25 protein-coding genes and 2 pseudogenes are annotated in these 25,894 nt (G+C 72.2%); 17 read left to right on the forward strand and 10 right to left on the reverse strand.

The features are described 5' to 3' along the window. Window positions 1–62: 62 nt before the first annotated feature. The 7 genes from F9278_RS01675 (at window position 63) to F9278_RS01705 (ending at window position 7,796) form a co-directional block, all read left to right on the forward strand. A complete protein-coding gene (locus F9278_RS01675; RefSeq protein ID WP_152166652.1) occupies window positions 63–1,466 on the forward strand; it encodes a sensor histidine kinase in 1,404 nt (467 codons plus the stop codon). Then, window positions 1,463–2,131, forward strand: coding sequence for a response regulator (locus F9278_RS01680; protein ID WP_152166653.1), 669 nt, complete (start codon window positions 1,463–1,465; stop codon window positions 2,129–2,131). Before F9278_RS01675 ends, F9278_RS01680 begins: the two co-directional genes overlap by 4 nt. Window positions 2,132–2,178: 47 nt before the next feature. Then, on the forward strand, window positions 2,179–2,739 hold the full coding sequence (locus F9278_RS01685) for a GNAT family N-acetyltransferase (RefSeq protein ID WP_152166654.1): 561 nt from the start codon (window positions 2,179–2,181) through the stop codon (window positions 2,737–2,739). A 218-nt stretch (window positions 2,740–2,957) separates the two neighbouring features. Continuing rightward, entirely contained in the window at window positions 2,958–4,496 is a 1,539-nt protein-coding gene (locus F9278_RS01690) for a type III PLP-dependent enzyme domain-containing protein (protein WP_152166655.1), read from the forward strand. Beyond that, a complete protein-coding gene (locus F9278_RS01695; protein ID WP_152166656.1) occupies window positions 4,493–5,812 on the forward strand; it encodes a pyridoxal-phosphate dependent enzyme in 1,320 nt (439 codons plus the stop codon). The genes F9278_RS01690 and F9278_RS01695 overlap by 4 nt, the downstream gene beginning before the upstream one ends. Before the next feature lies 1 nt (window position 5,813). Beyond that, window positions 5,814–6,995, forward strand: coding sequence for an aminotransferase class V-fold PLP-dependent enzyme (locus F9278_RS01700; protein WP_152166657.1), 1,182 nt, complete (start codon window positions 5,814–5,816; stop codon window positions 6,993–6,995). Between the two features lie 45 nt (window positions 6,996–7,040). Continuing rightward, window positions 7,041–7,796, forward strand: coding sequence for a class I SAM-dependent methyltransferase (locus tag F9278_RS01705; RefSeq protein WP_152166658.1), 756 nt, complete (start codon window positions 7,041–7,043; stop codon window positions 7,794–7,796). 154 nt (window positions 7,797–7,950) lie between these two features. Here the strand turns inward: F9278_RS01705 and F9278_RS46750 are convergent. Continuing rightward, window positions 7,951–8,313 (reverse strand): annotated as a pseudogene (locus F9278_RS46750) (GNAT family N-acetyltransferase); the annotation flags it as partial. 67 nt (window positions 8,314–8,380) lie between these two features. Next, on the reverse strand, window positions 8,381–9,808 hold the full coding sequence (gene rox, locus F9278_RS01715; protein ID WP_152173634.1) for a rifampin monooxygenase: 1,428 nt from the start codon (window positions 9,806–9,808) through the stop codon (window positions 8,381–8,383). A 400-nt stretch (window positions 9,809–10,208) separates the two neighbouring features. Here rox and F9278_RS01720 point away from each other — a divergent pair, with 400 nt between their 5' ends. The 3 genes from F9278_RS01720 to F9278_RS01730 all read left to right on the forward strand — a co-directional run bounded on the left by F9278_RS01720 (window position 10,209) and on the right by F9278_RS01730 (window position 13,903). Continuing rightward, window positions 10,209–11,297, forward strand: coding sequence for a glutamate--cysteine ligase 2 (locus F9278_RS01720; RefSeq protein ID WP_152166659.1), 1,089 nt, complete (start codon window positions 10,209–10,211; stop codon window positions 11,295–11,297). Between the two features lie 261 nt (window positions 11,298–11,558). Continuing rightward, the gene (locus F9278_RS01725) at window positions 11,559–13,286 is read left to right on the forward strand and encodes a SpoIIE family protein phosphatase (protein ID WP_152166660.1); all 1,728 of its coding nucleotides are present in this window, start codon (window positions 11,559–11,561) and stop codon (window positions 13,284–13,286) included. Window positions 13,287–13,468: 182 nt separating this feature from the next. Then, entirely contained in the window at window positions 13,469–13,903 is a 435-nt protein-coding gene (locus F9278_RS01730) for an ATP-binding protein (RefSeq protein WP_152166661.1), read from the forward strand. Between the two features lie 32 nt (window positions 13,904–13,935). Here the strand turns inward: F9278_RS01730 and F9278_RS01735 are convergent, their stop codons facing one another. Next, window positions 13,936–14,391: an ATP-binding protein gene (locus F9278_RS01735; RefSeq protein ID WP_226966588.1), complete on the reverse strand. Its 456-nt coding sequence runs from the start codon at window positions 14,389–14,391 to the stop codon at window positions 13,936–13,938. A 90-nt stretch (window positions 14,392–14,481) separates the two neighbouring features. Further along, a complete protein-coding gene (locus tag F9278_RS01740) occupies window positions 14,482–15,381 on the reverse strand; it encodes an RNA polymerase sigma factor SigF (RefSeq protein WP_226966589.1) in 900 nt (299 codons plus the stop codon). Window positions 15,382–15,761: 380 nt separating this feature from the next. On the opposite strand from F9278_RS01740, the gene F9278_RS01745 reads away from it, so the two are divergent. Beyond that, window positions 15,762–16,589, forward strand: a complete 828-nt coding sequence (locus F9278_RS01745; RefSeq protein WP_152173636.1) for an RNA polymerase sigma factor SigF — start codon at window positions 15,762–15,764, stop codon at window positions 16,587–16,589. A 120-nt stretch (window positions 16,590–16,709) separates the two neighbouring features. Continuing rightward, complete coding sequence (locus F9278_RS01750) at window positions 16,710–17,114, forward strand: STAS domain-containing protein (protein WP_152166662.1); 405 nt, start codon at window positions 16,710–16,712, stop codon at window positions 17,112–17,114. Between the two features lie 179 nt (window positions 17,115–17,293). Here the strand turns inward: F9278_RS01750 and F9278_RS01755 are convergent, their stop codons facing one another. Then, a complete protein-coding gene (locus F9278_RS01755; protein WP_152166663.1) occupies window positions 17,294–17,725 on the reverse strand; it encodes a MarR family winged helix-turn-helix transcriptional regulator in 432 nt (143 codons plus the stop codon). 117 nt (window positions 17,726–17,842) lie between these two features. Here F9278_RS01755 and F9278_RS01760 point away from each other — a divergent pair, with 117 nt between their 5' ends. After that, a complete protein-coding gene (locus F9278_RS01760; protein ID WP_226966590.1) occupies window positions 17,843–19,015 on the forward strand; it encodes a PP2C family protein-serine/threonine phosphatase in 1,173 nt (390 codons plus the stop codon). Between the two features lie 91 nt (window positions 19,016–19,106). After that, window positions 19,107–19,916, forward strand: a pseudogene (locus F9278_RS01765) (STAS domain-containing protein); the annotation flags it as partial. Window positions 19,917–20,057: 141 nt separating this feature from the next. Here the strand turns inward: F9278_RS01765 and F9278_RS01770 are convergent. The 4 genes from F9278_RS01770 to F9278_RS01785 all read right to left on the reverse strand — a co-directional run bounded on the left by F9278_RS01770 (window position 20,058) and on the right by F9278_RS01785 (window position 22,639). Beyond that, complete coding sequence (locus F9278_RS01770; protein WP_152166665.1) at window positions 20,058–20,867, reverse strand: SAM-dependent methyltransferase; 810 nt, start codon at window positions 20,865–20,867, stop codon at window positions 20,058–20,060. A 34-nt stretch (window positions 20,868–20,901) separates the two neighbouring features. Continuing rightward, window positions 20,902–21,402, reverse strand: coding sequence for a hypothetical protein (locus tag F9278_RS01775; protein WP_152166666.1), 501 nt, complete (start codon window positions 21,400–21,402; stop codon window positions 20,902–20,904). A gap of 160 nt (window positions 21,403–21,562) precedes the next feature. Further along, window positions 21,563–21,814: a DUF397 domain-containing protein gene (locus F9278_RS01780; RefSeq protein WP_152166667.1), complete on the reverse strand. Its 252-nt coding sequence runs from the start codon at window positions 21,812–21,814 to the stop codon at window positions 21,563–21,565. A gap of 3 nt (window positions 21,815–21,817) precedes the next feature. Next, window positions 21,818–22,639, reverse strand: coding sequence for a helix-turn-helix domain-containing protein (locus F9278_RS01785; RefSeq protein ID WP_152173637.1), 822 nt, complete (start codon window positions 22,637–22,639; stop codon window positions 21,818–21,820). 303 nt (window positions 22,640–22,942) lie between these two features. On the opposite strand from F9278_RS01785, the gene F9278_RS01790 reads away from it, so the two are divergent. Beyond that, window positions 22,943–24,355 (forward strand): tetratricopeptide repeat protein, encoded by a 1,413-nt coding sequence (locus F9278_RS01790; RefSeq protein ID WP_152166668.1) that lies wholly within the window; start codon window positions 22,943–22,945, stop codon window positions 24,353–24,355. A gap of 28 nt (window positions 24,356–24,383) precedes the next feature. On the opposite strand, the gene F9278_RS01795 is transcribed toward F9278_RS01790, so the two are convergent. After that, window positions 24,384–25,190: an SDR family NAD(P)-dependent oxidoreductase gene (locus F9278_RS01795; protein WP_152166669.1), complete on the reverse strand. Its 807-nt coding sequence runs from the start codon at window positions 25,188–25,190 to the stop codon at window positions 24,384–24,386. A 128-nt stretch (window positions 25,191–25,318) separates the two neighbouring features. Here F9278_RS01795 and F9278_RS46045 point away from each other — a divergent pair, with 128 nt between their 5' ends. Further along, window positions 25,319–25,474, forward strand: coding sequence for a hypothetical protein (locus F9278_RS46045; RefSeq protein ID WP_193241336.1), 156 nt, complete (start codon window positions 25,319–25,321; stop codon window positions 25,472–25,474). Next, window positions 25,471–25,890 carry an ATP-binding protein gene (locus F9278_RS01800; RefSeq protein WP_226966591.1) on the forward strand — a complete coding sequence of 140 codons (420 nt, stop codon included), beginning with the start codon at window positions 25,471–25,473 and terminating at the stop codon, window positions 25,888–25,890. The genes F9278_RS46045 and F9278_RS01800 overlap by 4 nt, the downstream gene beginning before the upstream one ends. Window positions 25,891–25,894 lie beyond the last annotated feature (4 nt).

Consider the following 25,894-nt stretch of genomic DNA (forward strand, 5'->3'; position numbering starts at 1 on the left):
ACCGGGGCCCCGTCCGTGGGACCCCGGACACCCCACCCGCGAGACCGAGGACAATGAGGACCATGAGTCCGCACCGCGCGACCCCCGCCGCGCAGCCCGCCCCGGGGACGGCCCTCCCGCCGTCCCCGGGGCCGGACGCCGCCTGGCACCCGGTCCTGGGCCGGATGCTGCACGGACAGCACCGGCGGCGGCAGCTGGACCGGCGCCACCCCTGGCTGCTCGACACGGCGGTGGTGCTGGCCGTGGCGCTGCTCAGCCTGCCCGACCTGCTCATGCACGGCGGGGACGGCGGCCCCTTCGGGGAGACGGAGTACCGCACCGACCTGCCCGCCGCCGTCCCGTTCCTCTTCGCCGCCGCGCTGATCGCCCCGCTGTGGTGGCGGCGCCGGACGCCCGCCGTGACCTACTTCGTGATCGCGGCGGTCTCCCTCGTCCAGTGGTCGCTGGACATCTGGCAGCAGGCCGGGATCAGCATGCTCGTCGCCCTGTACAGCCTGGCCCTGCACGGCTCGCTGCGGTTGCTGGGCTGGGCCGTGGCGCTGACCGCCGTTGAACTGGCCGCCGCGGTCTGGCTCCTGGGGGAGGTCGAACGTCCGCTGCTCGGCCTGTTCTTCCTGCTGGGCACGGCCACGGCGTCGGTCACCCTCGGTCTGACCCTGCGGATCCGCCGGATGTATCTGGCGACCCTGGAGGACCGCGCCACCCGGCTGGAGGTCGAACGCGACCAGCGCGTCCGGCTCACCGCCGCCGCCGAACGCTCCCGGGTGGCCCGCGAGATGCACGACATCGTCGGCCACAACCTCTCCGTCATGGTCAGCGTCGCCGACGGCGCCGCGGTGCTCGCCGCCAACCGGGGCGAGGAGTCGGCCGACGCGCTGCGCATCCTCGGCGACACCGGCCGGCAGGCGATGGGCGAACTCCGCCGGGTGCTGGGCGTGCTGCGCGAGGGCCAGGACGACGAGCGGCTGCTCGGCCCGCAGCCGGGCATCCGCGATCTGGACCCCCTGCTGGCGCGGGTCCGCGCGGCGGGGCTGCCCGTCACCTTCCGGACCGTCGGCGATCTGGACGCGCTCGGCAGCGGTGTGCAGCTCACCGTGTACCGCATCGTCCAGGAGGCCCTGACCAACACCCTCAAGCACGCCGGTGCGGGCGCCGCCGCCGAGGTCGCGGTGACCGCCGAGGCGGGCACCGTACGGGTCCGGGTCGCCGACACCGGCGTGCCGGCGGGGACATCCGGCCGGCCGGAGCCGGCGCCCGGGGCCGACGATCCGGGGCACGGGCTGGTCGGCATCCGGCAGCGGGCCGCGATGTACGGCGGCACCGTCGCCATGGGCCCCCGTGACACCGGCCACGGCTGGCTCGTGGACGTCCTTCTCGACGCGCCTCCCGCGCCCTCCGTGCCCCTCGCGTCCCCGGCACCCCCCGCCCCGCCCGCCCGCCCGGCCTCAGGAGATCATCTGCCATGACCACCGTGCTGATCGCCGACGACCAGCCCCTCCAGCGTCTCGGCTTCCGCATGCTCCTCCAGGGCACCCCCGGGCTCACCCCGGTCGGCGAGGCCGAGCACGGCGGCGAGGCCGTCCGCCTCTCCTCGCAGCTGCGCCCCGACGTGGTCCTGATGGACATCCGTATGCCCGGGATGGACGGCCTGGAGGCGACCCGCCGGATCGTGGCCGCCGGCGGGCGCACCCGCGTCCTCATCGTGACCACCTTCGACCTCGACGAATACGCGTACGAAGGGCTGCGGGCCGGCGCCAGCGGCTTCCTCCTGAAGGACGCCCGCCCCGAGGAACTCGTCGCCGGCATCCACGCCGTCGCCACCGGTGACGCAGTAGTCGCCCCCAGCCTCACCCGGCGGCTCCTCGACGCCTACGCCCACCAGGTGCTCGCCCCGACCGGCACCCCGCTCCCGGCCGATCCCCGGCTGGGGACGCTCAGCGACCGCGAGCACGAGGTGCTGGTCGCCATCGGCCAGGGCTGGACCAACGCGGAGATCGCCGAGCGGCTGGTCCTGACCGAGTCCACCGTCAAGAAGCACGTCGGCCGGGTCCTCGCCAAGATCGGCGCCCGTGACCGCGTCCAGGCCGTGATCATGGCGTACGACGCGGGATTGGTCAGGGCGAAGCCGTAGCCGCCGGGCCCGCGTGCGCCCTGCGGCGGTGTGCGAGGCTGATGGGCATGACGGTGCATCAGGTCTCGGAGTTCCTGCAGTTGACGAGCCCCGGGGAGGTCACCCCGGGGCTCAGACGGGAGATCGCCGACTGCTGGGAGGTCGTGGCGAACGCCGGTGGCGCGGTCCTCGCCACCGAGTTCCCCCCGCTGCCGGTGAGCGCGTACGACGTCGTCCCCGTCGTGGACGGACTCGTCCACGACCTGCATCCGGGGCGCGGCAGACTGCTCGTCGCCACCGTCGGGGGCGCGCTCGCGGGCTGGCTGGTCGTCCGCCGGGAGCCGCACCGGCTGGGCGCGCACTGCGGCACGGTCAACCACGTCCAGACCCATCCGCGCTTCCGCGGCCTGGGCATCGGTGCCGCGCTGATGCACCGTGTCCACGCCGTCGCCCGCGACGAGATGGGCCTGGAGCGGCTGTCGCTCTCCGCCCGGGGCGGTGTGGGTCTGGAGGACTTCTACCGGAAGGTGGGCTGGACGGAGGTCGGCCGGTGGCCGGGTGCGCTGCGGATCGCCCCCGGCGACGACCGGGACGCGATCCTGATGAGCCTCGCCCTCCGCGCCGGTTGATTCCCTGAACCCGGCGGCCCCGCCCGGCCCCTCGATTCGTTCATCCGTCAACGCCTTCGCCCTCTCCGACCGTCCCGTTCCAGCCGTCGGACGTCGGGAAACGGCCCTCCCCCCACCGCGCCCGATTTCGGACGGCCCGGCGGGGGGAGGGTTAGGGACGTTATGACCGTCCGCCGACACCGGTACGTCTTCTTCCGCGTTGGGGAGGAACATCTGGGATGCGCGACGACCCGTTGTACCTGGAACCCCGGCTGGATCCGCGCACAGCGGCCCTCCTGGACTCGGCGCCGCTCCTGCACACCCTCGTGGACGCCCTCGGCTCCCCGTTGAACGTGCTGCTGCCGGACCGGACAGCCGACAACGTACGGCGCTTCCGTGCGGTCCTCGACCACCACCGGCTGGCCGGGCGGATCTTCTTCGCCCACAAGGCGAACCGCTCCAGCTCGCTGGTGCGCCGGCTCACCACGACGGACGCGGACATCGACGTCGCCTCGCTCGACGAACTGCGGCACGCCCTCGGCTCCGGATTCACGGGGTCCCGGATCATGGCGACCGGCCCGAAGGACCCCGCGTTCCTCTGGCTCGCCGTACGCGGCGGAGCGTGCCTCAACGCCGACGGTCCCGCCGAGTTGGAGCGGGCGGCGGCCCTGGTCCGCGCGCATGGACTGCCGCGCGTCCGGGTCCTGTTGCGGCTGTCGGGCTTCGAGACGTCCGGCACCAGGAGGCTGATGCGCGAGAGCCGCTTCGGCACGCCGGTGAAGTCGCTGCACCGCCTGCTCGACGTCCTCGCACGGCACCGGGACGAGCTGGAGCCGATCGGGGTCGGCTATCACCTCGACACCACGAGCCTCGACGAGAAGGCGGCGGCACTCGAAGGCTGTCTGCGGGCCATGGAGGAGTTGCGCGTCCATGGTTTCCGGCCGCGCGTGATCGACGTCGGCGGCGGCTTCGGCGTCAACTACCTGGCGTACGCGGCCCAGTGGGAGCGCTGGACCACCGAGCTGACCGCCGCCGTCATGGGCAGCCGCCCACCGCTGACCCGGGGCGGGCACGGCTACGGCCTCCGGGTCGAGAACGGCACGCTCAAGGGCGGCCTGAGCCTCTACCCGGCCCATCGCCCCACGGCCGGCGCCGCGTATCTCGACGAACTGCTCTCCCTCCCGGCGCCGAGCCTGGGCCGCCCCCTGGGCACCCTGCTGCTGGAGAGCCTCTACGACCTGTACGTGGAGCCCGGCCGGGCGCTCGCCGACCAGAGCGGGCTCACTCTCGGCAGGGTCCTGGAGGTACGGCCCACGGACTCGGGCGAGTCGACGGTGCGCCTGGCGATGAACGCGGGTGACGTCGGGCTGGAGGACCACGGCGTGCTGATGGACCCCGTGGTCCTGCCCCGCGACCCGGCCCCGCCCGGTGCGCAGGGCCCGGTGGGTCAGGTGGGCCCGGTGGGTCAGGTGGGCCCGGTGGGTCAGGTGGGCCCGGTGGGTCAGGTGGGCCCGGTGGCCGTGCACCTCATGGGCAACCTCTGTCTGGAGGCGGATCTCATCACCCGCCGCACGGTGTTCCTGCCCCGGCCGCCGCGCCCCGGCGATCTCCTCGCCTTCGCCAACACGGCCGGGTACTGCATGGACTTCGGCGCCACCCACGCCCAACAGCAGCCCCTGGCACGGAAGGTGGCCGTCCACGAGGAGGCGGGGCGGTGGCGGTGGTGCCTGGACGAGGAGTACTGGCCGTTCGACCGTACGGGGGAACCGCAGGGATGAGGTACGACAACATCACCGACGCGATCGGCGACACACCGCTGGTCCGGATCGATCCGGAAGTCCACGGTCTGCGCCACATCGACCTCTACGCCAAGCTGGAGATGCTCAATCCGTTCGGCTCGCTGAAGGACCGGGCCGCGTGGAGCATGACCCGGCGGGAGCTGGCCGGCGCCAAGGAGCGCGGCGAGACGATCGTGGAGCTGTCCAGCGGGAACACCGCCAAGGCCCTGGCCCTCATCGCCGGTCTGCACGGACTGCCGTTCAAGAGCGTCACCAACCGGATGCGGATACCCGAGATCAAGGATCTGCTCCTGCTGCTCGGCGCCGAGATCGAGGAGCTGCCCGGCCGGTCCGAATGCCTCGACCCGACCGACACCGACGACCCGCTGACCCTCTTCCACCAGCGGCTGAGCCGCCCCGGCGGCGCCCATCTGCACACCGACCAGTACTTCAACGCCCTCAACACCGAGGCCCACGCCACCGGGACGGGCCCGGAGATCATCGCCGACCTGGACGGCCGGGCCCCCGACTGGTTCATCGCCTGTGTGGGCACCGCCGGTTCCTCCACCGGCGTGGCCCGCGCGCTGCGCGCCCACGACCCGGCGGTGCGGGTCGTCGGACTGGTGGGCCGGAAGGCGGACTTCATCCCCGGTATCCGTACCGTCGACGAGGTGCAGGAGGTCGGCATCTTCGACCCGGCGACCTACGACACGCTGGAGGCGGTGGGCGCCGACGAGGCCATCGACGGCATGCTCACCCTGCTCCGCCGCTGCGGTCTGCTCGCCGGACCCACCTCGGGGGCCGCCTACTTCGGCGGGGTGCGTCATCTGCGGGCGCTGGACGCCGAGTTGACGGAGCGCAGGACCGCCGTGTTCATCGTCTGCGACCGGGTGGAGAGCTATCTCGACTACGTCCGGCAGCGCCGCCCGGATCTGCTGGGCCGCCCTCCCGTGAAGAACTCGGTCGCCACGCTCACCGACACCGAGGTCCGCTCGGCGGCGGTCGTCGACGTCGAGGACGCCCAGAAGTGGATCGCCGCGCAGCGCCCCCTGGTGATCGATCTGCGCGGGCCCTTCGCGTACGCGGCGCTCCACATCGACGGCTCGGTGAACATCGTCGACGAGCTGTTCGAGGAACTCCTGCGGGGCGGGCTGCCCTTCGGGAAACGGCAGCCCGTGCTGCTCGCGTGTCCGGTGGGCGAGAAGTCGGCGCGGTACGCGGCCCTGCTGACCCGGATGGGACACCCCGACGTGCGCAGCCTGGCCGGCGGCATCATCGCCTGGCGGGACGCCGGCGCGCCGCTGGTGCGTGACTGACATGACCGACCCCGTCGCCGGGTGGCAGCGGTCGCTGCGCGCCCAGTTCCCGATCGTCACCGGGCATCCGGGCCTGGCCTACCTCGACAGCGCGGCCACCAGCCAGAAGCCGCAGCCGGTCCTGGACGCCGTACAGACGTATCTGACGACCTCGAACGCCAACGCCGGGCGGGGTTCGTATCCATGGGCGAACACCACGACGGCGCTGGTGGAGGGCGCCCGGGAGCGGGTGAAGGAGTTCCTGGGCGATCCCGAACCGGGGCGGTCGTCGGTGCACTTCACCGGCGGGACCACCGAGGGGCTGCGGAGCGTCGCCCGGGACTGGCTGGCGGACCTGCTCGCGGACGGGGACGAGATCGTGGTGCCGTTCGCCGACCACCAGGCGAACCTGTCGCCGTGGCTGGAGGCGCGGGACCTGCTCGCGCGGCGGGGTGTGCGGGTCCGGGTGCGGGAGCTGCCGTACCAGGAGAGTTCGGGCGACTACGATCCCGGGGCGCTCGCCGAGGTCGTCGGCCCCCGCACCCGTTTCGTGGCGGCCACCCACGTCCATCACGTGTACGGCGTCGACATGAACGTCGACCGGATTCGGCGGGTGGTCGGGCCGGAGGTGCCGATCTGTCTGGACGCCGCGCAGAGCGTCGGCCATCTGCCGGTCTCGACGGCGGCCCTCGACGTCGACTTCGTGGTGTTCTCCGGGCACAAGGCGATGGCGCTGCCCGGTACCGGTGCCGTCTGGTCGCGGAATCTGCGGGGTCCGGTCTTCCGGCCCGGTGGGTGGAGCGGCACCCCCAACACGGTCGGCGTCGTCTCGCTGACGGCGGCGCTCGACTGGCTGGACACGGCCGGGACCGACCGCATCGAGCGCTGGACGGTGGACCTGACGTCCCGGCTCACGGACGGACTGGCCCGGCTGGAGGCCTATGAGGTGCTGGGCTGCCGGTCCAGTCTCACGGCCGGCACCGAGGTGCAGCGGCGTCGGAGCCTCGTCACCTTCCGGCACCGCGGGATCGACTCACGCGACCTCGGGTTCATCCTGTTCAGCCACGGTTTCATGGTGCGCACGGACGGCCACTGCCAGGCGGGCCGCGACGCGGCGGACGGCTCGGTGCGGGTGAGTCTGCATGTGTACAACACCCCTCGGGAGATCGATGAGTTGCTCTCCACCCTCGCTACTCTGCAATGATTTCCATGAGCGGAAGCGAGTCGAGACGGAGGCAGTGCGACCGGCATGGATCTGAGTACGGCGACGGCGGCGCGTTGGGTGGAGCGCTGGGAACGTCAGCAGCGGCGGTACGCGGTCGACCGCGAGGAGCGGTTCGAGGTCATCGCGGATCTGGTCGAGCATGTGACGCGCGACTGCCCCGCGCCCCTCGTCCTCGATCTGGGCAGCGGCCCCGGCTGTCTGGCGGCCCGCCTCGCCGACCGGCTGCCGACGGCCGAGGTGCTCGCCGTGGACGCCGACCCGCTCCTCCTGGAACTCGGCAGCGCCCACTACGGCAGCGCCCTGCGGTACGTCAGGACGCTGATCGGCGAGCCGGGCTGGCTCGACACGCTCGCCCTGGCCCGCCCGGTGGACGCGGTGGTGTCGACGACCGCCCTGCACTATCTGGGCGCGGACACCCTGCGGCGGGTCTACCGGGACCTCGCCGGGCTGCTGCGGCCCGGCGGCATCCTGATCAACGGTGACCACATCAGCCCGGACTCGGCCAAGGTGTCCGAACTCGCGATCGACATCGGTCGCCGTCGGGCCGCGCGGAGCGCCGGGTCGCTCACCGAGGACTGGGAGTCCTGGTGGTCGAGCGCGGCCACCGACCCGGAGCTGGCCCCGCTCCTCTCCCGGGCCGACGACGGCGGGCGCCCCCTCTGCGAGGGCAACGATCTGACCCTCTCCGGCCATGTCGCCCTGCTCCGCGAGGCGGGCTTCGACCATGTGGGAGCGGTCTGGCAGGTGGGGCCCAGTCATGTCCTGGCCGCCGTCCGGTGACCTTCCCCGGGGCGGCCGGGCGGCCAGCGGTGGTCTCCCGGACCCAGGGCAGCAGCAGGCGTTCCGCGGCGACCAGGACGTAGAAGAGGGTGACGCCCATCAGGGCGAGGAGGGCGATGGCGGCGAAGGCGAGGGCGGTGTCGCCGCCGGCGTTCATGCGCTCGGGGTGGTGCAGGAGGTGGACGATCTCCTCGTCAGGGGTCGCGGGCGGACCGGCCGGCGGCGGGAAGCGGTCCTCGACCAGGGGCAGCCACTTCGTCCGGAAGTCCACGACGAAGGCGGGGGTGTCGGCGGTGCCGAGGATATAGCCGACGGCCTGTCCGTGGCCGTCGTCGAGGACGAAGGCCAGCTCCGGTTCCAGGTGGGTGTACGGGGTGGCGAAGGTCGCCGGGAACACGTCCGGGTCCCGGTAGGCCGGGCGGCTGTCACCGCCGTTGTGGGCGGTCCGTACACAGATCTCGTGGACGGCGTCGTGGTCCTCGGGGCGGTACGGGCGTACGGCGGGAGGCGAGGTCATCACAGCATCCTGCGCGGCGCGGGACGCTCCCCACAAGGCGCGGCACGCGCCCCGCAACCGGCCGTGCTCAGCCCGTGGCCGCGCCGAACCAGCGCGGAAGGTGGTCGAGCAGGTCCCGCTGGTCCTCGCCGGCCCAGGCCACATGTCCGTCGGGGCGCAGCAGCACCGCGGGCACGTCCAGTTCCTCGGCGGTGTCGACGACGTGGTCGACGCGGTCCGCCCAGCCCTCCACCGAGAGGGCGCCGGTGCGGTCCAGCAGCAGGCCCCGGCCCTCGTGCGTCAGCTCGTACAGGCGTCCCCGCTTCAGCCGGACGTCCCGCATCCGCCGGCCGAGCAGATCGTGGCCCTCGCCGAAGTCGTAGCGGACGTCGACCGCGGTGATCATCCCCGTCACGTACCGGTTCACCTCCTCGAAGTCCATCAGCTTCGAGAGCAGCTCCCGCAGCGCGGTCGGGCCCGGCTCGGAGCCGAGCAGGGTGATCTGCGCGCGGGTGTTGTCCAGCACCCGGGCGCCCACCGGGTGCCGCTCGGTGTGGTAGGTGTCCAACAGCCCTTCCGGCGCCCAGCCGTTGACCTCGGCGGCCAGCTTCCAGCCCAGGTTGAAGGCGTCCTGGACACCGAGGTTGAGCCCCTGTCCGCCGGTCGGCGGGTGGATGTGCGCCGCGTCGCCGGCCAGCAGCACCCGGCCGACCCGGTAGTGCTCGGCCTGCCGGGTGGCGTCGCCGAACCGGGACAGCCAGCGCGGTGAGTGCACCCCGAAGTCGGTGCCCGCGAAGGCCCGCAGCCGCCGCTTGAACTCGTCGAGGGTGGGCGGGGTCGCACGGTCCTCGGACACGCCCTCGGCCGGAACGATGACGCGATAGTGACCGTCGTCCAAGGGGGCTAGCCCGAACCGCAGTTGAGTCTTGGCGACCTCCGCGACGGCCGCCGCGATCGTCGCCGGGTCCTCGGTCGCCCGCATGTCGCCGAGCAGCGTCTCGACCCTGGCGGGCTCGCCCGGGAAGCCGACGCCGAGCAGTTTGCGCACCACGCTGCGGCCCCCGTCGCAGCCGACGAGATAGCGGGCGGCCAGCCGGGTGCCGTCCGCCAGCTCCGCCGTCACGCCGTGCTCGTCCTGGCTCAGACCGGTCAGTTCCCGGCCGCGCCGCAGATCCGCGCCGAGTTCGAGGGCCCGCTCCTGGAGCAGACGCTCGGTGACCGGCTGCGGGGTGGCCACACCGTACGCGTGGGCCGTGTCCAGGCTCTCCGGCCATGGCTTCATGATCCCGCCGAAGAGCCCGCCGACCTGGAACTTCTTGCTGACCGCGAGGAACCGGTCCAGCAGACCTCGCTGGTCCATCACCTCGACACCGCGCGCGTGCAGGCCCTGTCCCCGGGACTCCCCGGTCGGTGCGGTGAGCTTCTCCAGGACCACCGTCTCCACCCCTGCCAGCCGCAGCTCGCTCGCCAGCATCAGTCCGGTCGGTCCACCGCCGACGACGATCACGTCGATCATCACAACCCCCATGTACGCGGATTCTCACCTTCTGGCCTTCTCGGCCTCGCGCCTTCGCGGCTTCTCCGCTTCTCGGCTTCTCGGCTTCTCGGCTTCTCGGCTTCTCGGCTTCTCGGCTTCTCGGCTTCTCGGCTTCTCGGCTTCTCGGCTTCTCGGCTTCTCGCTTCGGTCGGTGATTCTGCGGCAGGGACGGGGTCTTGCCGCAAGCCCCCGGGTGCGCTATACGTTGAGAGTGGCAAGGAGCGACGACCTCCTTGCCTTTGTCTTTTCCGGAGTCCCGGCGCCCCCTCCCCGGCCGGTTCGCGCGACGGTCACGGCCGTGCCCACAATGACGCTGTGAGTCGTCCGAGGGCACACGGCAGTCACCACCCAGCGAACTAGCGCAGAAGGGCCGGATGACGTGCGTACCGTCGGAGTGGAAGAAGAACTCCTGCTGGTGGATCCCGAGAGCGGCGAGCCGCAGGCGCGGGCCGCGGCGGTGCTCGCGCGGGCCGCGCGGGAGGGCGCGGGACAGGACGTGTTCGAGAAGGAGCTGCACGACGAGCAGATGGAGTTCGCCACCCATCCGCAGTCGGCGATGACCGACCTCGGCGCGGAGATCGTCCGCTGCCGCAGGGACGCGGCCCGCCACGCGGAGGGGCTCGGCGGCGCGGTCGTGGCACTGGCCACGTCGCCGCTGCCGGTGAGCCCGACGATCACCATGAACAGCAGGTACCGGTGGATGGCCCGGGAGTTCGGTCTGCCCACGCAGGTGCAGCTGGTCTGCGGCTGCCATGTCCATGTGTCGGTGGAGTCCGACGAGGAAGGGGTCGCCGTCCTGGACCGGATGCGGCCGTGGCTGTCGATCCTGCGGGCCCTGAGCGCCAACTCGCCCTTCTGGCAGGGCCGTGACAGCCTGTACGCCAGCTATCGCAGTCAGGTGTGGGACATGTGGCCGATGGCCGGGCCGACGGACGTCTTCGGCTCGGCGGAGCGCTACCACCGGTGCGTGGAGAACCTGATCGCCACCGGCGTCGTACGCGACGAGGGCATGATCTACTTCGACGCGCGGCTCTCCCAGCGGTATCCGACCGTCGAGATCCGGGTCGCGGACGTCTGTCTGCACCCCGACACCGCCGTCCTGGTCGCGGCCCTCGCCCGGGGACTCGTGGAGACCGCGGCACGTGAGTGGCGTGCCGGTGTCGAGCCGCTCGGGCACAGTGCGGGGCTGCTGCGGCTGGCCACCTGGCGGGCCGCCCGCTCCGGGATGTCGGAGAACCTCGTGGATCCCTCGACGATGCGGCCCCGGCCCGCCGCCGAGGTGATCCACGCGCTGCTCGACCACGTCGGGGAGGCACTGGCCGACCACGGGGACGCCGACCTGGCCCATGCCGCCGTGGCGGAGCTGATGGGGCGCGGGAACGGGGCCCGGGTGCAGCGTGAGGTGATGGAGCGGACCGGCAGCCTGCGCGAGGTCGTCACGGCCTGTGTACGGCACACCCAGGCCTGAGCCGGGCGGGACCGGCCCCGGACCCGGGCTCGGGCCTGGGTCCGACGGGACCGGCCCCGGGCGCGAACGGTGTCCGGGGCGTCGCTGTGCGTTCCCGGCGGGCGGCGGGCCGTGGAGCGTGAGGACCGGCTCCCACCTGCGGTCGAGGGCCGCTCGCGCGTAGGTCGCCGGGGACGGGGTAGTGCGTGCAGCACGTACGCGGACCCGTCCGCCGGCCCGTACGACCGTCCCGTCCACGACCGGAGCCGGAGGAGCCCGAGCATGAGCGCGTGGAGTCCGGAGAACACCGAGGAGCAGCCGCCGGGCCCGGCCGTGCGCTCACCGGACGGGCTGCCCGATCTGCTGCACGCCGGTATGTACGTGGTGGACGACAACGGCTCGATCGTCGCGGTGAACGCGCGGGCGGAGACCCTGCTCGGCCGGACGGCCGGTGAACTCGTCGGCCGCGACGCCCATGGGCTGCTGCACCGCGACCACCTCGGGCAGACGATGCCCCGGGCGGCGTGCTCCATGATGCGCGCGTTCCTCAGCGGCCGTACGGGCGGCGGGGACCGCGAGTGGTTCCGGCGCGGCGACGCCACACTGCTGCCGGTGTCCTGGCTGGTCACCCCGTGCCGGCTCGACGGGGGCGGGACCGGGGCGGCGGTCCTCTTCTACGACGGCGACCCGGGAGAGGGCCCGTCACCGACCGCCGGGCCGCCGTCCCTGTCGCAGCTGGACCGGCTGGCGCTGCTGGCGGAGACGACGACCCGGCTGACCTCCACGCTGGACGCCGACGAGGCGGTGGCACGCCTGGTCCGGCTGGTGGTGCCACGGCTGGCGGACTGGGCGATCGTGGACCTGATCACCGAGAGCGACGACGTGTGGCGGACCACGGTGGCGACCCATCGCGGCGGTGTCGTGGTGCGGCGCGAGGAGCTGGAGGGCCCGCTGCCGCCGGTGCACGAGGAGTCGTTGATGCCGCTGTCGCGGGCGCTGCGCGGGGCGGCGTCGGCGCTGGCGGGGCCCGAGACGTATCAGGGGCCGCCCGACTCGGGGATCACGGTCGCGCAGCAGAAGCTGTTCAAGGAGACGGGGCTGCGCTCGGCGGCCATCGCCCCCATCCGCGGGCCGCGCGCGGTGCTCGGCGCCCTCACGCTCGGCCTCAGCGAACGGCCGGGCACCTTCACCGACGCCGAGCTGTCGCTGCTGGAGGACATCGCCCGCCGGGCCGGGCTGGCACTGGAGAACGCGCGGCTGTACCAGCGCCAGCGGCACATAGCGGAGACCATGCAGCGTCATCTGCTGCCCCAGATGCCGGAGGTGCCGGGGCTGCTGATGGCGGCACGCTACGACTCGGCGTCGGAGTCCTCGCAGGTCGGCGGCGACTGGTACGACGTGTTCCCGCTGGCCGACGGGTCCACGGCGGTGGCCATCGGGGACGTCGTCGGCCACAACATCGACGCGGCGGCCGGGATGGCGCAGGTCCGCAACATGCTCCGGGCGTACGCCTGGGCACTGGCGGAACCGCCGAGCGCGATCGTGGAACGGCTGGACCAGGCCGTGGTGAACGTGGCCGAGGCGTCCATGGCGACCCTGATCTTCGGCCGGGTGGAGCGGAGCGCCGAGGAGTGGACGCTGCGCTGGACCAACGCGGGGCATCCGCCGCCGCTGCTGATCACCCATGACGGCCGGTCCAGGTTCCTGGACGAGGAGCACGACCATCTGCTCGGCACGGGACTGATACGGGCGCGCACCGACACGCACACCACGCTCCCGCCGCTGTCCACGCTGGTGCTGTACACGGACGGTCTGATCGAGTCTCCGCGGCACGCCCTCGACCGGGGCATGTCCCGGCTGCGCCAGCACGCGGCGGCGCTCGTCCACCGGCCGCTGCACGTGTTCTGCGATCTGCTCCTGGAGCGCGCCCGTCCCGTCGACAACGACGACGACGTGGCGCTGCTGGTCTTCCGCACCCCTGCCGCGGGCGGTGGGACGGGTGACCGGTAGAGCGCCCGCGCGGGCCGGGGGCCCCGCGCCGACCAGGGGCCCGGGAGGGCCGCTGTCTTCGCCAAGACCCCACATATCCCCACGCTTTCGCACGCGTAGCCACTCTCCGCACGGGAAACACGAGCGTCGGAGGGGAACGCGGTATCGCGTCCGCCTCAAGCAGCCGAGCCGGGGACGACGAGATGGCGACAGAGCCACGTAGGGACGACGAACTGACCGCCGAGGAGATTCACGACAGCCACGCCGCCTTCGACGGAGAACTCGGCGACGTGACGGGGGCCCGTACGGCCGCTGAGGGGTTCCTGGGCACGCTCTCGCGCACCGAACCGCCGGCCGCCGCCGAGCACTGGGACGACATCCTGCTGGTGGTCACCGAACTGGCGGCCAACGCGGTGCAGTACGCGCCGGGGCGGTTCGAGCTGACGATGCGCCGCACCCTGGACGGGGTGCATGTGACGCTCGGGGACACGAGCAGGACGTCGCCCGCGCCGCGCCCCTTCAGCCCCAGCAAGGGCGGCGGCGGTATCGGCTGGTATCTGATCCACACGCTGTGCGACGAGGTGAGCGTGGTGGTGCGTGACGACGGCAAGGACGTGCACGTCTTCCTGCCCTGGTGAGGTCTTCCTGCCCCGGTGAGGCGGGTGCGGCCTCAGGCCAGCGGCACCAGGACGCTGATGGTCTTGCCGCCGGACGCGCGGCGCTCGACGTCGACCTCGCTGGACAGCCGGTTGATCAGCGGCCAGCCGTATCCGCTGCCCTCGTGGACCCGGGGCAGTACACCGGGTCCGTGCAGGCCCACGGGGACGGCGGCGCTGTAGTCCCGCACGCTCAGCCGTACGCCCTCGGAGGTGAGGGCGACGTCGAATCCGGCGATGCCGCCGCCGTGCCGGACCGCGTTGGTGACCAGTTCGGAGACGACGAGGATGAGATCGATCATCGCCTGCTCGCTAGGCGGTCCGGCCGGGGAACGCCACCGCTCGACCACGAACTCCCGCACATGGCGACGGGCGGCCGCGGCGGTGGTGATCGCCACGGGCGGCCGGGAGGTCCGTGCGGACGGTGCTTCGGCGGGAGCGGTGTCAGGGTTCATGAGGTCGTGGTTCATGAGCGGGTGGCGTTCCCTCGATGTCACGGCACGTACGGGGTCGACGACTCGGGACAGCTCGGCTCATCACTGTCCGAGTCCCTGTTCCTGTCACTGTTCATGAGACGCCGCATACCCGCTCGGGCACGGACCATGGCTGCCGGGATCCGAGGGGAGCCCCGCACCGCTCCCGCCGAGGGCCTCGTCGCGGACGCGGGCGCAGCTGCGGCTGATGAGGCGGGAGACGTGCATCTGGGAGATGCCGAGGTGGTCGGCGATACGGCTCTGCGTCATGTCCTCGAAGAAGCGCATGTAGAGGATGGCGCGTTCGCGTTCGGGCAGCCGGCGGAGCCCTTGCTTGGCCGCCTCCCGGTCCACGACCACGTCGTACGCCGCGTCGGGCGCGCCGAGGGTGTCGGCGAGGCTGTAGCCGTCGTCGCCGGAGGCCATCTCCGCGTCCAGCGACAGGGCGCTGAAGCTGTCGAGCGCCTCCATCCCGGCGTTGACCTCCTCCTCGGTGAGCCCCGCGAGGGCGGCGATGTCGGCGACCGAGGGTTCGGCGGAGCCGCCGGAGGTCTGGCTGAGTTCGCGGCGTGCCACGCGCACCTTGTTGCGGAGGTCCTGCACCCGCCGGGGGACGCGCAGGGTCCACATCCGGTCGCGGAAGTGCCTCTTGATCTCGCCGGTGATGGTGGGCACGGCGTAGCTCTCGAACGCGCCCCGTTCGGGCTCGTAGCGGTCCACCGCCTTGACCAGGCCCATCGCGGCGACCTGGCGCAGATCCTCCAGCGACTCGCCGCGGTTGCGGAAGCGGCCGGCGATGCGGTGCGCCATCGGCAGCCAGTCCCGGACGAGTTCGTCGCGTACCCGGTCGCGTTCGGGGCCGGTGTCCATCGCCGCGAGCCGGGCGAAGGCGGTGGCGGTGTCGGGGGCGTCGTCGTGCGCCCTCCTGGCGGGGGTGCCGGGACGTACGGATGTACCGGAAGCTTGTGCGGACACGTTGACCAGCATGGGAAATCTCCTGAACGACGCTTTCAGGGATGGGCGGCGGGAAGACGGTGGGCGGGCGACCAAGCCCCGAGCGCGGAACACCGCTTTCGCCGACGTGCCTCCGATCCGGAGGCGTGGAACTCCGCTTGCCCCACGGCCCGATGGGCAAACAACGGTGCGCGCATCCGTGGTGACGGATCGCCGGAACCGGTCCCTCCCACCCGGGCCGACGGCGACTTCCGGCCGGAGTGGCGAGCGACACGGACCCAATCGCATTCGAGGGGGACTGAGTCGCGTGTCGCGGGGCAGGCGTGGGATGGCAACGAGGCTTCGGGCGAGAAGGGGTGGACGGCATGGCAGCCGTGACGGCACACACAACAGCCACGGCACACAGGACGGTCATGGCGGACGGGGTGGGCCTGCCCCTGATCGAGGACCCGTCGCAGGTCAAGCCGAAGGACGCGCGGGAGATGTCGCGTCAGTTCTTCGACCGGCTCGCCGTGCTGGAAGAGGGCACGCACACGTATCAGTACGTGCGCAACACGCTGATCGAGATGAACCTCTCGCTCGTGCGGTACGCGGCCTCGCGGTTCCGCGGCCGGGAGGACTCCCTGGAGGACATCGTCCAGGTCGGGACGATCGGGCTGATCAAGGCCATCGACCGGTTCGAGCTGGCCCGGGAGGTGGAGTTCACCACGTTCGCCGTGCCGTACATCGTCGGCGAGATCAAGCGGTTCTTCCGGGACACCAGCTGGGCGGTGCATGTGCCGCGACGGCTGCAGGAGGCGCGGGTGGAGCTGGCCCGCGCGACGGACGAGCTGCAGTCCCGGCTGGGCCGGATGCCGACGACGCGTGAGCTGTCGGAGCTGATGTCGCTGTCCGAGGAGGAGGTCATCGAGGCGCGCAAGGCGTCCAACGGCTACAACACCTCCTCCCTCGACGCGGCGCTGACCTCCGAGGGCGGCGAGGACGGCGACACCGCGCTGGGCGACCTGATCGGCGAGGAGGACCCGTCGCTGCAACTCGTCGAGGACTTCCACTCCTTGGCGCCGTTGATCACCGAACTCGACGACCGTGAGCGGCGGATCATCCATCTGCGGTTCGTGGAGGAGCAGACCCAGTCGCAGATCGCCGAGCAGCTCGGGGTGTCCCAGATGCATGTCTCCCGGCTGATCAGCCGCATCATCAAGCGGCTGCGGGCGGGGCTCCTGGAGCCCGGGGTCGCCTGATCATCGGGCCCGGTGTGTCCGGACGATTCGCGGGTATGCGCACGGGCGCATCGCCGGACGGTGCGTCGAATCCGTGAACCGGGGCACCCGCCCCGATCGGTAGCGCCTTGGGAGGCTCTCGTGTCCGTTGCCCACGATCCCCTGTCGATCACGGTCGATCTGCCCCGGGACGACGCCGTGCTGCTCACGATCGAGGGGGAACTGGACATCGACACGGCGACCGAGCTGCGACATCATCTGGCCAATCAACTACGCCACGGCCGAAGGCACTTCCTGCTCGACGTGTCGGCGGTCCCCTTCATGGACTCGTCCGGCATGAACATCATCCTGCGGACGTATCAGGAGGTGCGGCGGATCCCCGGCGGTGTGTATGTCATCGCCCCGGCGCCGGCCGTGCGCCGGATACTCGATCTCACCGGTGTGAGCCTCACCGTGGCCACGGTGGACAGCGTGGCCGAGGCACTGGCCGCCGTGGACTCGGGGCAGGTCGCCCGGCATCCGGACGAGCCTCCGGTGCAGGAGTAGCGGCCGTCCTCGTGTCGTCGGGCGGCGCCGGTCGGCGTGCGCCCGTCGGCGCGTGGGGCATACACACGGGCCATGGTTGTCGTTTGACAACTATGGCCGGGAGGCAACAGAGTGAACCGGGCGAAGCGCGTGGGAAGGGTTGTGATGAGGCTGTCGGACCGGGATCGGGTCGGCGGCGGTCAGGCGCTCCGCGCGTCGGTGGCGTCGCCCTCGTGGATCTGTGCCGCCGCGGCGGCGCAGAACGCCTCCAGCCCCTCCAGCAGCGCGGTCCGCTTCCCCGCGGGCATCTGCTCCAGCACGGACCCGAGGGCCCGTTCCCGCCGGGCGCGCAGGTCCACCAGGAAGGCCTGTCCGCGCCGGCTCAGCCGCAGACACAGTTCGCGCCTGCTGGCCGTGCTGGCGTGGCGCTCGACGAAGCCCACCGCCTCCAGGCGGTCGCACAGGCGGCTGGTGGAGGGCGGGGTGGAGCCGAGGGCGTCGGCGAGCATGCGCAGATTGATGCCGTCGTTGTGCTCCAGGATGAACAGCACCCGGATCTGGGACGCGGACACCGGTGCCGTCGAGGCGCGCCCCCACAGGACCTCCAGCAGTTCGGCCGCCTCGGAGGTCACACGCGCCACCTCGTCGGGTCGCGGGTGGGAGGAGGAAGTCACGGGCCCACTCTTCCAGGCATCTCGAACACTGTCAGCTCTGGAAAGAATGGCGTATCCGACATCGTGAACAGATTCGTGGCAGCCGAACGGGCCCTGCGCTCCGCTGCTCCGCACCACCTGGTGGACGCGTTCCGCGACGTACTGGGCGCCGAATGGTCGGCGCGGGACGTCGAGTTCTACCTGGCCGACTACTCGCTCACCACGCTGCGGCCCACGTCCGCGCACCCGGATTCCCCGGATCCGCTGCCGGTCCACGACGGTCCGGCCGGGCGGGCGTTCGGGGCGCGGGAACCGTGTGTGGAGCGGCGTGGCGAGGGCCCTGTGCGGGCGTATCTGCCGGTCACCGTGCGCGGTGACCGGCTGGGTGTGCCGGGTGTGACCCTGCCGTCCGCCGCGCACGCCGACGCGTGCCTGGGTGAACTGGCCGAGCTGGCCGGGGTGCTGGGCCATGAGCTGGTCGTGGCGGAGCGGGACACCGATGTGTACGTCCGGGCGCGTCGCTCCAGCAGGCTGACGCTGGCGGCGGAGATGCAGTGGCAGTTGCTGCCGGGGCGCTCCTCCAGCCGGGCCGAGTACGCGCTCGGCGGTCAACTGGAGCCCGCCTACGCCGTCTTCGGCGACAACTTCGACTGGTCCGCCGACGCCGACCGGCTGATGCTGTACGTCACCAACGGCATGGGCGAGGGCATCGAGGCGTCCCTGCTGACCCATCTGGGGATCAACGCGCTGCGCAACGCCCGCCGGGCGGGGCTGCCCGTCGCCGACCAGGCGGCCCTGGCCGACCAGGCCGTGCACGCCCGGTACGGCGGGGCCTCGCATCTGTCGGTGCTTCTGCTGGATCTGAATCTGGCCACCGGGCACCTGGAGATCGTCGACGCGGGCTCCCCGCGGACGCTGCTGCTGCGCGACGGGAACGTCGGCGTCGTCGCGCTCGACGCGCAGCTGCCGCTGGGGATGTTCGAGGAGACGGACTACAGCGCCCAGGAGGTGCGGATCGAACCGGGCGACCGGCTGGTCTTCGTCAGCGACGGGGTGTACTCGGTCGCCACGCCCTCCGGGGAGACGTACGGGGAACGGGCGCTGGCCCGCGCGGTCAACGCCACCCGGCTGCTGCCCGCCGCCGACGTGCCCGGCGCGGTGCTCAGGGAGCTGTCCGGTCACCGCGGGACACCCGAGGCGGACGACGACGCGCTCGTGGTCTGTCTCGACTGGTTCGGCCGGGAGGAGGCCTGCCCGCCCCACCGATGAACCCGTCCGTCAGTCGCTCACCCGTCGTTTTCCCAGCCCTTTCCAGTCGTTTCCCGAGCGGGGAGGCGCACCAGTATGTGAGGAGAGACCCGTGCCGGAACAGGACACGGCAGACCGGCAGTTGACACCGGCCCAGGAGGTGGCGCGGTTCCTGCGCGACCGCCAGGAACAGATCGCCCAGCGGTGGGCCGACGCCGCGCTGTTCCGTACCGTCTTCACCCACTCCCGGGACGAGGCGGTGGAGGCCGGCCGGGCCGTCGTGGACGCGCTCGCCGCCGTGGCCGCCGCCGACGGCGTCGAGGACGCGGAGGCCGGCGGCTTCCACGTGGTCCGCGAGCAGCTGGCCCGGACGGCGGCCTCCCGGTCGCGGGCCGGTTCCACGGTCACGCAGATCTCCGCCGAGGTGGACGCGCTGCGGCCGTCCGTCACCGAGCTGTTCCTCGCCGAGTTCACCGCCGCTCCGGCCACGCATCTGCGGGAGTGCGCCACGACCCTGACGGTCCTGATGGGCACCCTGCGGCTGGTGGTGCTGGAGACCGCGCTCAGCGAGGGCGAGGAGCTGATCCACCGGCAGCGGCTGCAGCTGATGGAGGTCGCCACCCCGGTGATCAAGCTGTGGGAGGGCATCGTCGCCGTCCCCCTCATCGGCACCCTGGACAGCGCCCGCAGCCAGGTGGTGATGGAGCGGCTCCTCGACTCGATCGTGGAACAGCACGCCCGGTTCGCGATCCTGGACATCACCGGTGTGCCGACCGTCGACTCCCTGGTGGCCCAGCATCTGATGAAGACCGTCGCGGCGGCGCGGCTGATGGGCGCCGAGTGCGTCGTCTCCGGCATCCGGCCGCCGATCGCGCAGACCATCGTCCATCTGGGCATCGACCTCAGCTCGGTTCTCCACCGCCTCGAGAACCTGCCGGTCGAAGTCGGCGGGGCCGGTCATGCGGGGGGCCTACCCGAAGTGCCCGGGAGTACACGGCCGTCACCGCACGCTCCCGTGTCACCACGCGCACCGGTTCGGTCCGCGCCCGCCGGACCGGTGCCGCTACGCCTTGTAGGCCACTCCCCCGTAGACGTCGGTCGGTTCCGGGGCGGTGCCCGGTTCGGCCCGCCACAGCGGGCAGGAGACGATGCCGGGCTCCAGCAGTTCCAGGCCCTCGTAGTAGGCGTGCAGCTGGCGGGGGCTGCGCAGGACGTACGGGACGGCGCCGGTGTCGTCGTAGCCCTCCTGGGCGCGCTTGAGTTCGGCGTCGGTGTCCGTGCTGTCGTAGTGGACGAAGTAGCTGCCGGACGGCAGGGCGGCCTGGAGGCGGCGGACGATCTCCTTGGCCTCCTCGTAGTCCTGGATGTGGCCGAGGATGCCCATCAGCATCAGCGCCACCGGCTTGTCGAGGTCGAGGATCTTCCCGGCGGCTTCGAGGATGGTGTCCGGGTCGTGCAGATCGGCGTCGACGTAGTCGGTGACCCCTTCCGGGGTGCTGGTGAGCAGCGCCTGCGCGTGCCGCAGTACCAGCGGGTCGTTGTCGACGTAGACGATGCGGGACTCCGGGGCGGCCTTCTGGGCGACCTGGTGGGTGTTGTCGTACGTCGGAAGGCCGGTGCCGATGTCCAGGAACTGGCGGATTCCGCGCTCGCGGGCCACGAAGGTGACCGTGCGGATGAGGTAGACGCGGGAGGCGCGGGCCATCGTCTCGATGTTGGGGGCGATCACCCGGTAGGCGTCGCCCGCCTCACGGTCGACCTCGTAGTTGTCCTTGCCGCCCATCCAGTAGTTCCAGATGCGGGCCGAGTGCGGCACCGTGGTGTCGATCTTCGACAGGGCTTCCTGATCGGGAGTGGGGTGGCCTTCTGCCATGGGGACTCTCCTGCCTCACATCGCGTGGTCGTCGCTAACCTATCGTCAACTGCCGTGTGTTTCGCCAGAGTTGGGGCGCACGGGAAGCCGGCGCACGGATGGGGCCGCCCGGTTCGCCGACATCGACGGTCACCACGGGTACGTGCTGGGCGAGGGTGCGGAAGACACGGGCGTAGGCGGTGGCGGCCTCCGTGGCCTCGGACGTGGTGAGGTGGAGCATGGCTCCGTCGCGTTCGGCCACGGCGTCGGCGAGGTCCAGTGCCTGCGGCCAGGTGACCCGGGAGCGGCCACGGCGCAGCGGTCCGTGGACGAGTTCCGCGATGAGGTTGCCGTCGACGGCCAGTCGGCCGGGCCCGGCGAGGAGTTCACGGCAGGGCAGGGCCGGGTCCAGATGGTGGAGGGCGGACGGCATCCGCCGGACCTCGAAGCCGAGGTGGGCCAGCCCGGCCACCAGACGGTCCCGGCCGCCCCCTTCGTGTCCCTCGACGATCAGCGTGCGGTACCGGGTGAGCGCGGGCAGAGGTGGCGGGGTCATCCCCGCCCCTCGGCAGCGGGCGGCAGGTCCCGGCCGGGGGCACGAGGCGGCGTACGCATGCCGCCAGTCTGGTCGTGCCCGGGGGCCCACGGGAGTGCGCGCACGGGTTGTCCGGTTGTGCGGGCGTAGTGATCCGGCCGGGGTCGGGCCCCGGGCGGCGTCAGGCGATCAGGAAGTCGGCCTGGCCCGCCTTCGCGCCCGCCAGGAACGCCACCATCTCCTCCCGGGAGTAGACGAGGGCGGGGCCGTCCGGGTCGGTGGACTGGCGGAAGGCGACGCTGCCGTCGGGCAGGCGTTTGGCCTCGACGCAGGAGCCGCCGTTGGTGCCGCTCCAGGGCTTGCGCCAGCCCTCGGCGCCGAGTTCGGGTGCGGGCACACCGCTGCGGACGGGGCCGTCGGGTGTCCTTGCCATGTGTCACAACTCCTTGCGTAGAGCCGCCAGGATGTCCCTGGTCCGGGACACCGGTTCCGCCTGCACGGACATCCGGTCCAGGACCTCCAGATAGGTCACGACGTCCACGGGCTGATCGACGTACTGGGCGCCCGCGAGGCCCTCGGTGTAGACGATGTCGGGGAGTTCGGAGAAGCCGAAGCGGAAGTAGTGGAAGGGGCCGTACGCCCCCGGGTGGGGTCCGGCCGCGAACCGCATGATCTGGATTCTGATCTTGGGCCGTTCCGTCGCCTCGGCGAGCCGGTCGAGCTGGGCGCGCATCACCTCGGGGCCACCCACCGGCCGGCGCAGCACGGTCTCGTCGAGGATGGCCCACACGGCCGGCGCCTCGGGTTTGACCAGCAGGTCCTGCCGCCTCAGACGCAGGGCGACATGGCGTTCGACCTCCTCTCGGCTCGCGTTGGGAAAGCCGACCCGGATGAGGGCGGCGGCGTAGTCGTGGGTCTGCAACAGGCCGGGTACGTACTGGGGTTCGTAGAGACGGATGACGGCGGCTTCGCTCTCCAGGCTCACGTACGCGCTGAACCACTCGGGCAGCACATCGCGGAACTTGTGCCACCAGCCGGGCTGGTTGGCCTCGCGGGCCAGGGCGAGGAAGCCCTCGATCTCGGTGCCGGAGACCCCGTAGGTGCGCAGCAGCTCCTTCACGTAGGGGATGCGGAGACCGACCTCGGCCTTCTCCATACGGCGGACCGTCAGCGCCGTGACCTCGATGGCGCGGGCGGCTTCGTCGAAGGAGACTCCGGCCCGCTCCCGGAGCTGGCGGAGCCGCTTGCCGAGGACCATGCGCAGGACCGTGGGCGCCGCGGGAGCGCTCCCTCCGACGCGGGTCTCACTCACGTGCAACCTCCCGGGGCGGGATTCACAGCGTGCAGTGTGCCACGCGATCCGTTGACAAGGACAGGTCCTCGCGGTTCATTCTGCAATTATCAGAACGCAGGTTGCGGGCTGAGTTGTTCGGCCACCATAGTGATCGGGTGACCTGCCCCACACTGCGGGCAGCGTCCCTCGAACTCCTCCGGCCCGCCCAGGAGTTGGCGCCACGGCGGGCAGGGGCCGAGACACGCGCCGACACGATGCGACACCTGGATGGCCGCCGTGACGAACGGATTACCGAGGAACCCGGTCAAAGGGGCCGGCGGGCCCAACAAGCCGCTGGCGGCGGCGCTGAAGGAGGCCGGCTGCTCGTACGCCTCCCTCGCCCTGCGGGTCAACGACCTGGGCCGCTGTCAGGGTGCGGAGACCAACTACGACAAGGCCTCCGTCACCCGCTGGCTCCAGGGCCAGCAACCACGGGGAAACACACCGGAGTTGATCGCCGCGGTGCTCGGCGAACGGCTGGGCCGCGCGCTCGCTCCGGCCGACCTCGGTTTTCCGCTGGATCGCGGACGGCCGGTGACGGGACGGGCGTTGATGTTTGTCGAGAACGTGTCGGAGACCCTGCACACCCTGGCGGAGCTGGGCTCCACGGACATCTCCCGGCGCAGTCTGCTGGGTTCGGTGCCGTTCGTGCCCGGCGCCCTGACGAACCCTCAGCGGGCTTGGCTGCTCTGGCTGGTGGAGAGCCGGGACGCGCCCCGGCTGGCCCCGGTGTCGGGCGGCGGCCCGGTGGAGCAGGTGCACGCGATGCTCCGCATGTTCGACGAGATGGACAACCAGTACGGCGGCGGCGGTATCCGCACCAGCATCGTGCAGTACCTGACCACCGAGGTCATCCCGCTGCTCCAGCAGCGCGGTCTGCCGCCGCACCACCGGCGCGAGCTGTTCGCCGCCGCCGCCCGGCTTGCCGCGATGGCGGGCTGGAGTTCGTACGACGCCGGGGAGTACGGCCTGGCCCAGCGGTACATGACACAGGGGCTGCGGCTCTGCGCGGAGGGCCGTGACCATGTGCTGGGCGGTCAGATCCTGGCCGGGCTGTCCCATCTGGCGACCAGCCTGGGCCGCCCCGACGAGGGCGTGGCGCTGGCGCGGGCCGGGGTCGCCACCGCCAAGGACGCGGGCAGTCCGCTCGGGCTGATGCGGCTGCACGCCATGTCCGCGCGCGGACACGCGGCGCTGGGCAGGCCCCGGGAGACCGCCGAGGCGCTGCGCGCCGCCGAGAAGCAGCTCGACGCCAGCCGGGGCGCGGCCCAGGAGTCGCCGTGGGTGCGGTTCCTCGACCACCACTACCTCCAGGCCGAGTCCGCCGTCTGCTTCCGTGACCTGGGCCTCGCCGCACAGGCCGAGCACACCGCGAGCGAGTCGGTGCGCGCCCACGCCGACCGCCGCCGGCGCCAGGCGATCAGCCGGTCGGTCCTCGCCACGGCCCACCTCCAGCAGAATCGTCTGGACGAGGCAATCGCCACGGCCGACGACGCGCTCGAAGCGCTCGGCGGTGTGCACAGCGAACGCTCCATCCAGGCCCTGCGCGATTTCCGGGGCCGCCTGGCGTCCCGCCACCACGAGCCCCTCGTCCAGGACTTCGAACGCCGCTCGCGGGTGGTGCTGGGCACGGCCGCCTGACCGCGCCCGACCCGCCGTCGGAAGCGCCTCAATAGCCGTACGGCGAGGGCGCGTTCTGGGCCCGGTCCACGGGCAGATGGGCGCCGGAGACGCCGGTCGCCCAGTCGGAGAGCAGGAACACCACCGTGCGCGCCACCTCGTGCGGGGTGACGGGGGCGCCGGTCGGCAGCTCCGCCCCGGCGAAGGCCTCGTACGCCGAGGGGTCCTCCCGGCGCATACGGTCCCAGCGGCGGCCGGGGATCAGCATCGAGCCCGGCGAGACGGTGTTGACACGGACGCGGTCCGGGCCGAGTTCGCGGGCCAGGGTGGCGGCCAGTTGGATCAGGGCGCTCTTCGCCACCCCGTACTGGGCGGGCGGTCCCGGCTTCCAGCCCGAGATCGAGCCGATCAGCACGACCGAGCCGCCACCGGCCGCGCGCAGACCGGGCAGCGCGGCGCGGACGAGCCGTGCGGCGTGCCCGACGTTCAGGTCCCAGGTGGCCGCCCAGTCGGCGCTGTCGGCCTGCTCGAAGGTGCCGCCCCGGGAGCCGCCCACGCAGGCGACGACACCGTCCAGAACACTCTGGTAGGGCGGGTCCCCCTCGGAGCCGAAGCGTTTCGCCGCAGCCGTGACGAAGTCCTCCAGCCGTCCGGGCTCGGTGACGTCGAGCGCGGCGGTGACGAGCCGGGCCCGCTCCTCGCCGGTCAGCGAGTCACCCAGTGCCCGCAGCCCCGCCTCCTGACGCGCACAGGTCGCCACCCGGCCGCCCTCGGCGAGCAGCAGCCGTACGACACTTTCGCCCAGCCCCCGGCTCCCGCCGGTGACCACCACTGCCCTGCCGCGCACGTTCACCATGGTCGGGAACCTACACAGCGGGCGCCACCACCCGCCCGCAACTGCACAACCCCTCCACCACCTGGTGTTTTGTGTGGCCGGTGCTGTTGTCTTCGACAACAGCACCCCCAAGGATTCGGAGGACCCCGATGACGGCCGTCAGTGTCGGCCCGCCCCGCCGACGGACCCCAGCCGCGGCGGCGCACGACCCCGGGTGGAGCGTCCATGACACCCCGTCCGCCGGAATGGACGTGGACGTGGACATGGACATGGACCGGTCGCCGGACGCGGTGAGGCTGCCTTGATCTCGATCGAGCGGTCCCGCCTCGTCCGGATGGCGGTACCCGCGCGCCCCTCGTGCGCCGCCCGGGTGCGGCGCACGGTGGCGGCGCACCTCGCCCGCTGGGAACTCTCCGCGATCCTCGACGACGCGGTCCTCGCCACGGACGAACTGTTCGCCAACGCGGTCCGGCACGCGAGCACCGATCCCGCCGACACCGTCGGCGTGGTCCTGGAATGCTCCGGGCGCGAACTGCGTGTGACACTCGCCGACCCCTCGCCCGCGCCGCCCCGGCCACGGGCGGCGACCCCGTTGGCCGAGTCGGGCCGCGGGCTGTCGCTCGTCGCCGCGCTGGCCGACGACTGGGGCACCGATCCGCCGGAGCCGGGTGACGCGGGCAAGAGGGTGTGGTTCTCGCTCGCCGTCCGGGAGCCGATGTGAAGGG

This window comes from Streptomyces phaeolivaceus (assembly GCF_009184865.1).
GTDB lineage: Bacteria > Actinomycetota > Actinomycetes > Streptomycetales > Streptomycetaceae > Streptomyces > Streptomyces phaeolivaceus.

Coding starts and splice junctions, on each gene's coding strand:
- F9278_RS01675 (WP_152166652.1), top strand. CDS start 63: ATGAGTCCGCACCGCGCGACCCCCGCCGCGCAGCCCGCCCCGGGGACG.
- F9278_RS01680 (WP_152166653.1), top strand. CDS start 1,463: ATGACCACCGTGCTGATCGCCGACGACCAGCCCCTCCAGCGTCTCGGC.
- F9278_RS01685 (WP_152166654.1), top strand. CDS start 2,179: ATGACGGTGCATCAGGTCTCGGAGTTCCTGCAGTTGACGAGCCCCGGG.
- F9278_RS01690 (WP_152166655.1), top strand. CDS start 2,958: ATGCGCGACGACCCGTTGTACCTGGAACCCCGGCTGGATCCGCGCACA.
- F9278_RS01695 (WP_152166656.1), top strand. CDS start 4,493: ATGAGGTACGACAACATCACCGACGCGATCGGCGACACACCGCTGGTC.
- F9278_RS01700 (WP_152166657.1), top strand. CDS start 5,814: ATGACCGACCCCGTCGCCGGGTGGCAGCGGTCGCTGCGCGCCCAGTTC.
- F9278_RS01705 (WP_152166658.1), top strand. CDS start 7,041: ATGGATCTGAGTACGGCGACGGCGGCGCGTTGGGTGGAGCGCTGGGAA.
- rox (WP_152173634.1), bottom strand. CDS start 9,808: ATGATCGACGTGATCGTCGTCGGCGGTGGACCGACCGGACTGATGCTG.
- F9278_RS01725 (WP_152166660.1), top strand. CDS start 11,559: ATGAGCGCGTGGAGTCCGGAGAACACCGAGGAGCAGCCGCCGGGCCCG.
- F9278_RS01730 (WP_152166661.1), top strand. CDS start 13,469: ATGGCGACAGAGCCACGTAGGGACGACGAACTGACCGCCGAGGAGATT.
- F9278_RS01735 (WP_226966588.1), bottom strand. CDS start 14,391: ATGAACCACGACCTCATGAACCCTGACACCGCTCCCGCCGAAGCACCG.
- F9278_RS01740 (WP_226966589.1), bottom strand. CDS start 15,381: ATGCTGGTCAACGTGTCCGCACAAGCTTCCGGTACATCCGTACGTCCC.
- F9278_RS01745 (WP_152173636.1), top strand. CDS start 15,762: ATGGCGGACGGGGTGGGCCTGCCCCTGATCGAGGACCCGTCGCAGGTC.
- F9278_RS01770 (WP_152166665.1), bottom strand. CDS start 20,867: ATGGCAGAAGGCCACCCCACTCCCGATCAGGAAGCCCTGTCGAAGATC.
- F9278_RS01775 (WP_152166666.1), bottom strand. CDS start 21,402: ATGACCCCGCCACCTCTGCCCGCGCTCACCCGGTACCGCACGCTGATC.
- F9278_RS01780 (WP_152166667.1), bottom strand. CDS start 21,814: ATGGCAAGGACACCCGACGGCCCCGTCCGCAGCGGTGTGCCCGCACCC.
- F9278_RS01785 (WP_152173637.1), bottom strand. CDS start 22,639: ATGGTCCTCGGCAAGCGGCTCCGCCAGCTCCGGGAGCGGGCCGGAGTC.
- F9278_RS01790 (WP_152166668.1), top strand. CDS start 22,943: ATGGCCGCCGTGACGAACGGATTACCGAGGAACCCGGTCAAAGGGGCC.
- F9278_RS01795 (WP_152166669.1), bottom strand. CDS start 25,190: ATGGTGAACGTGCGCGGCAGGGCAGTGGTGGTCACCGGCGGGAGCCGG.
- F9278_RS46045 (WP_193241336.1), top strand. CDS start 25,319: ATGACGGCCGTCAGTGTCGGCCCGCCCCGCCGACGGACCCCAGCCGCG.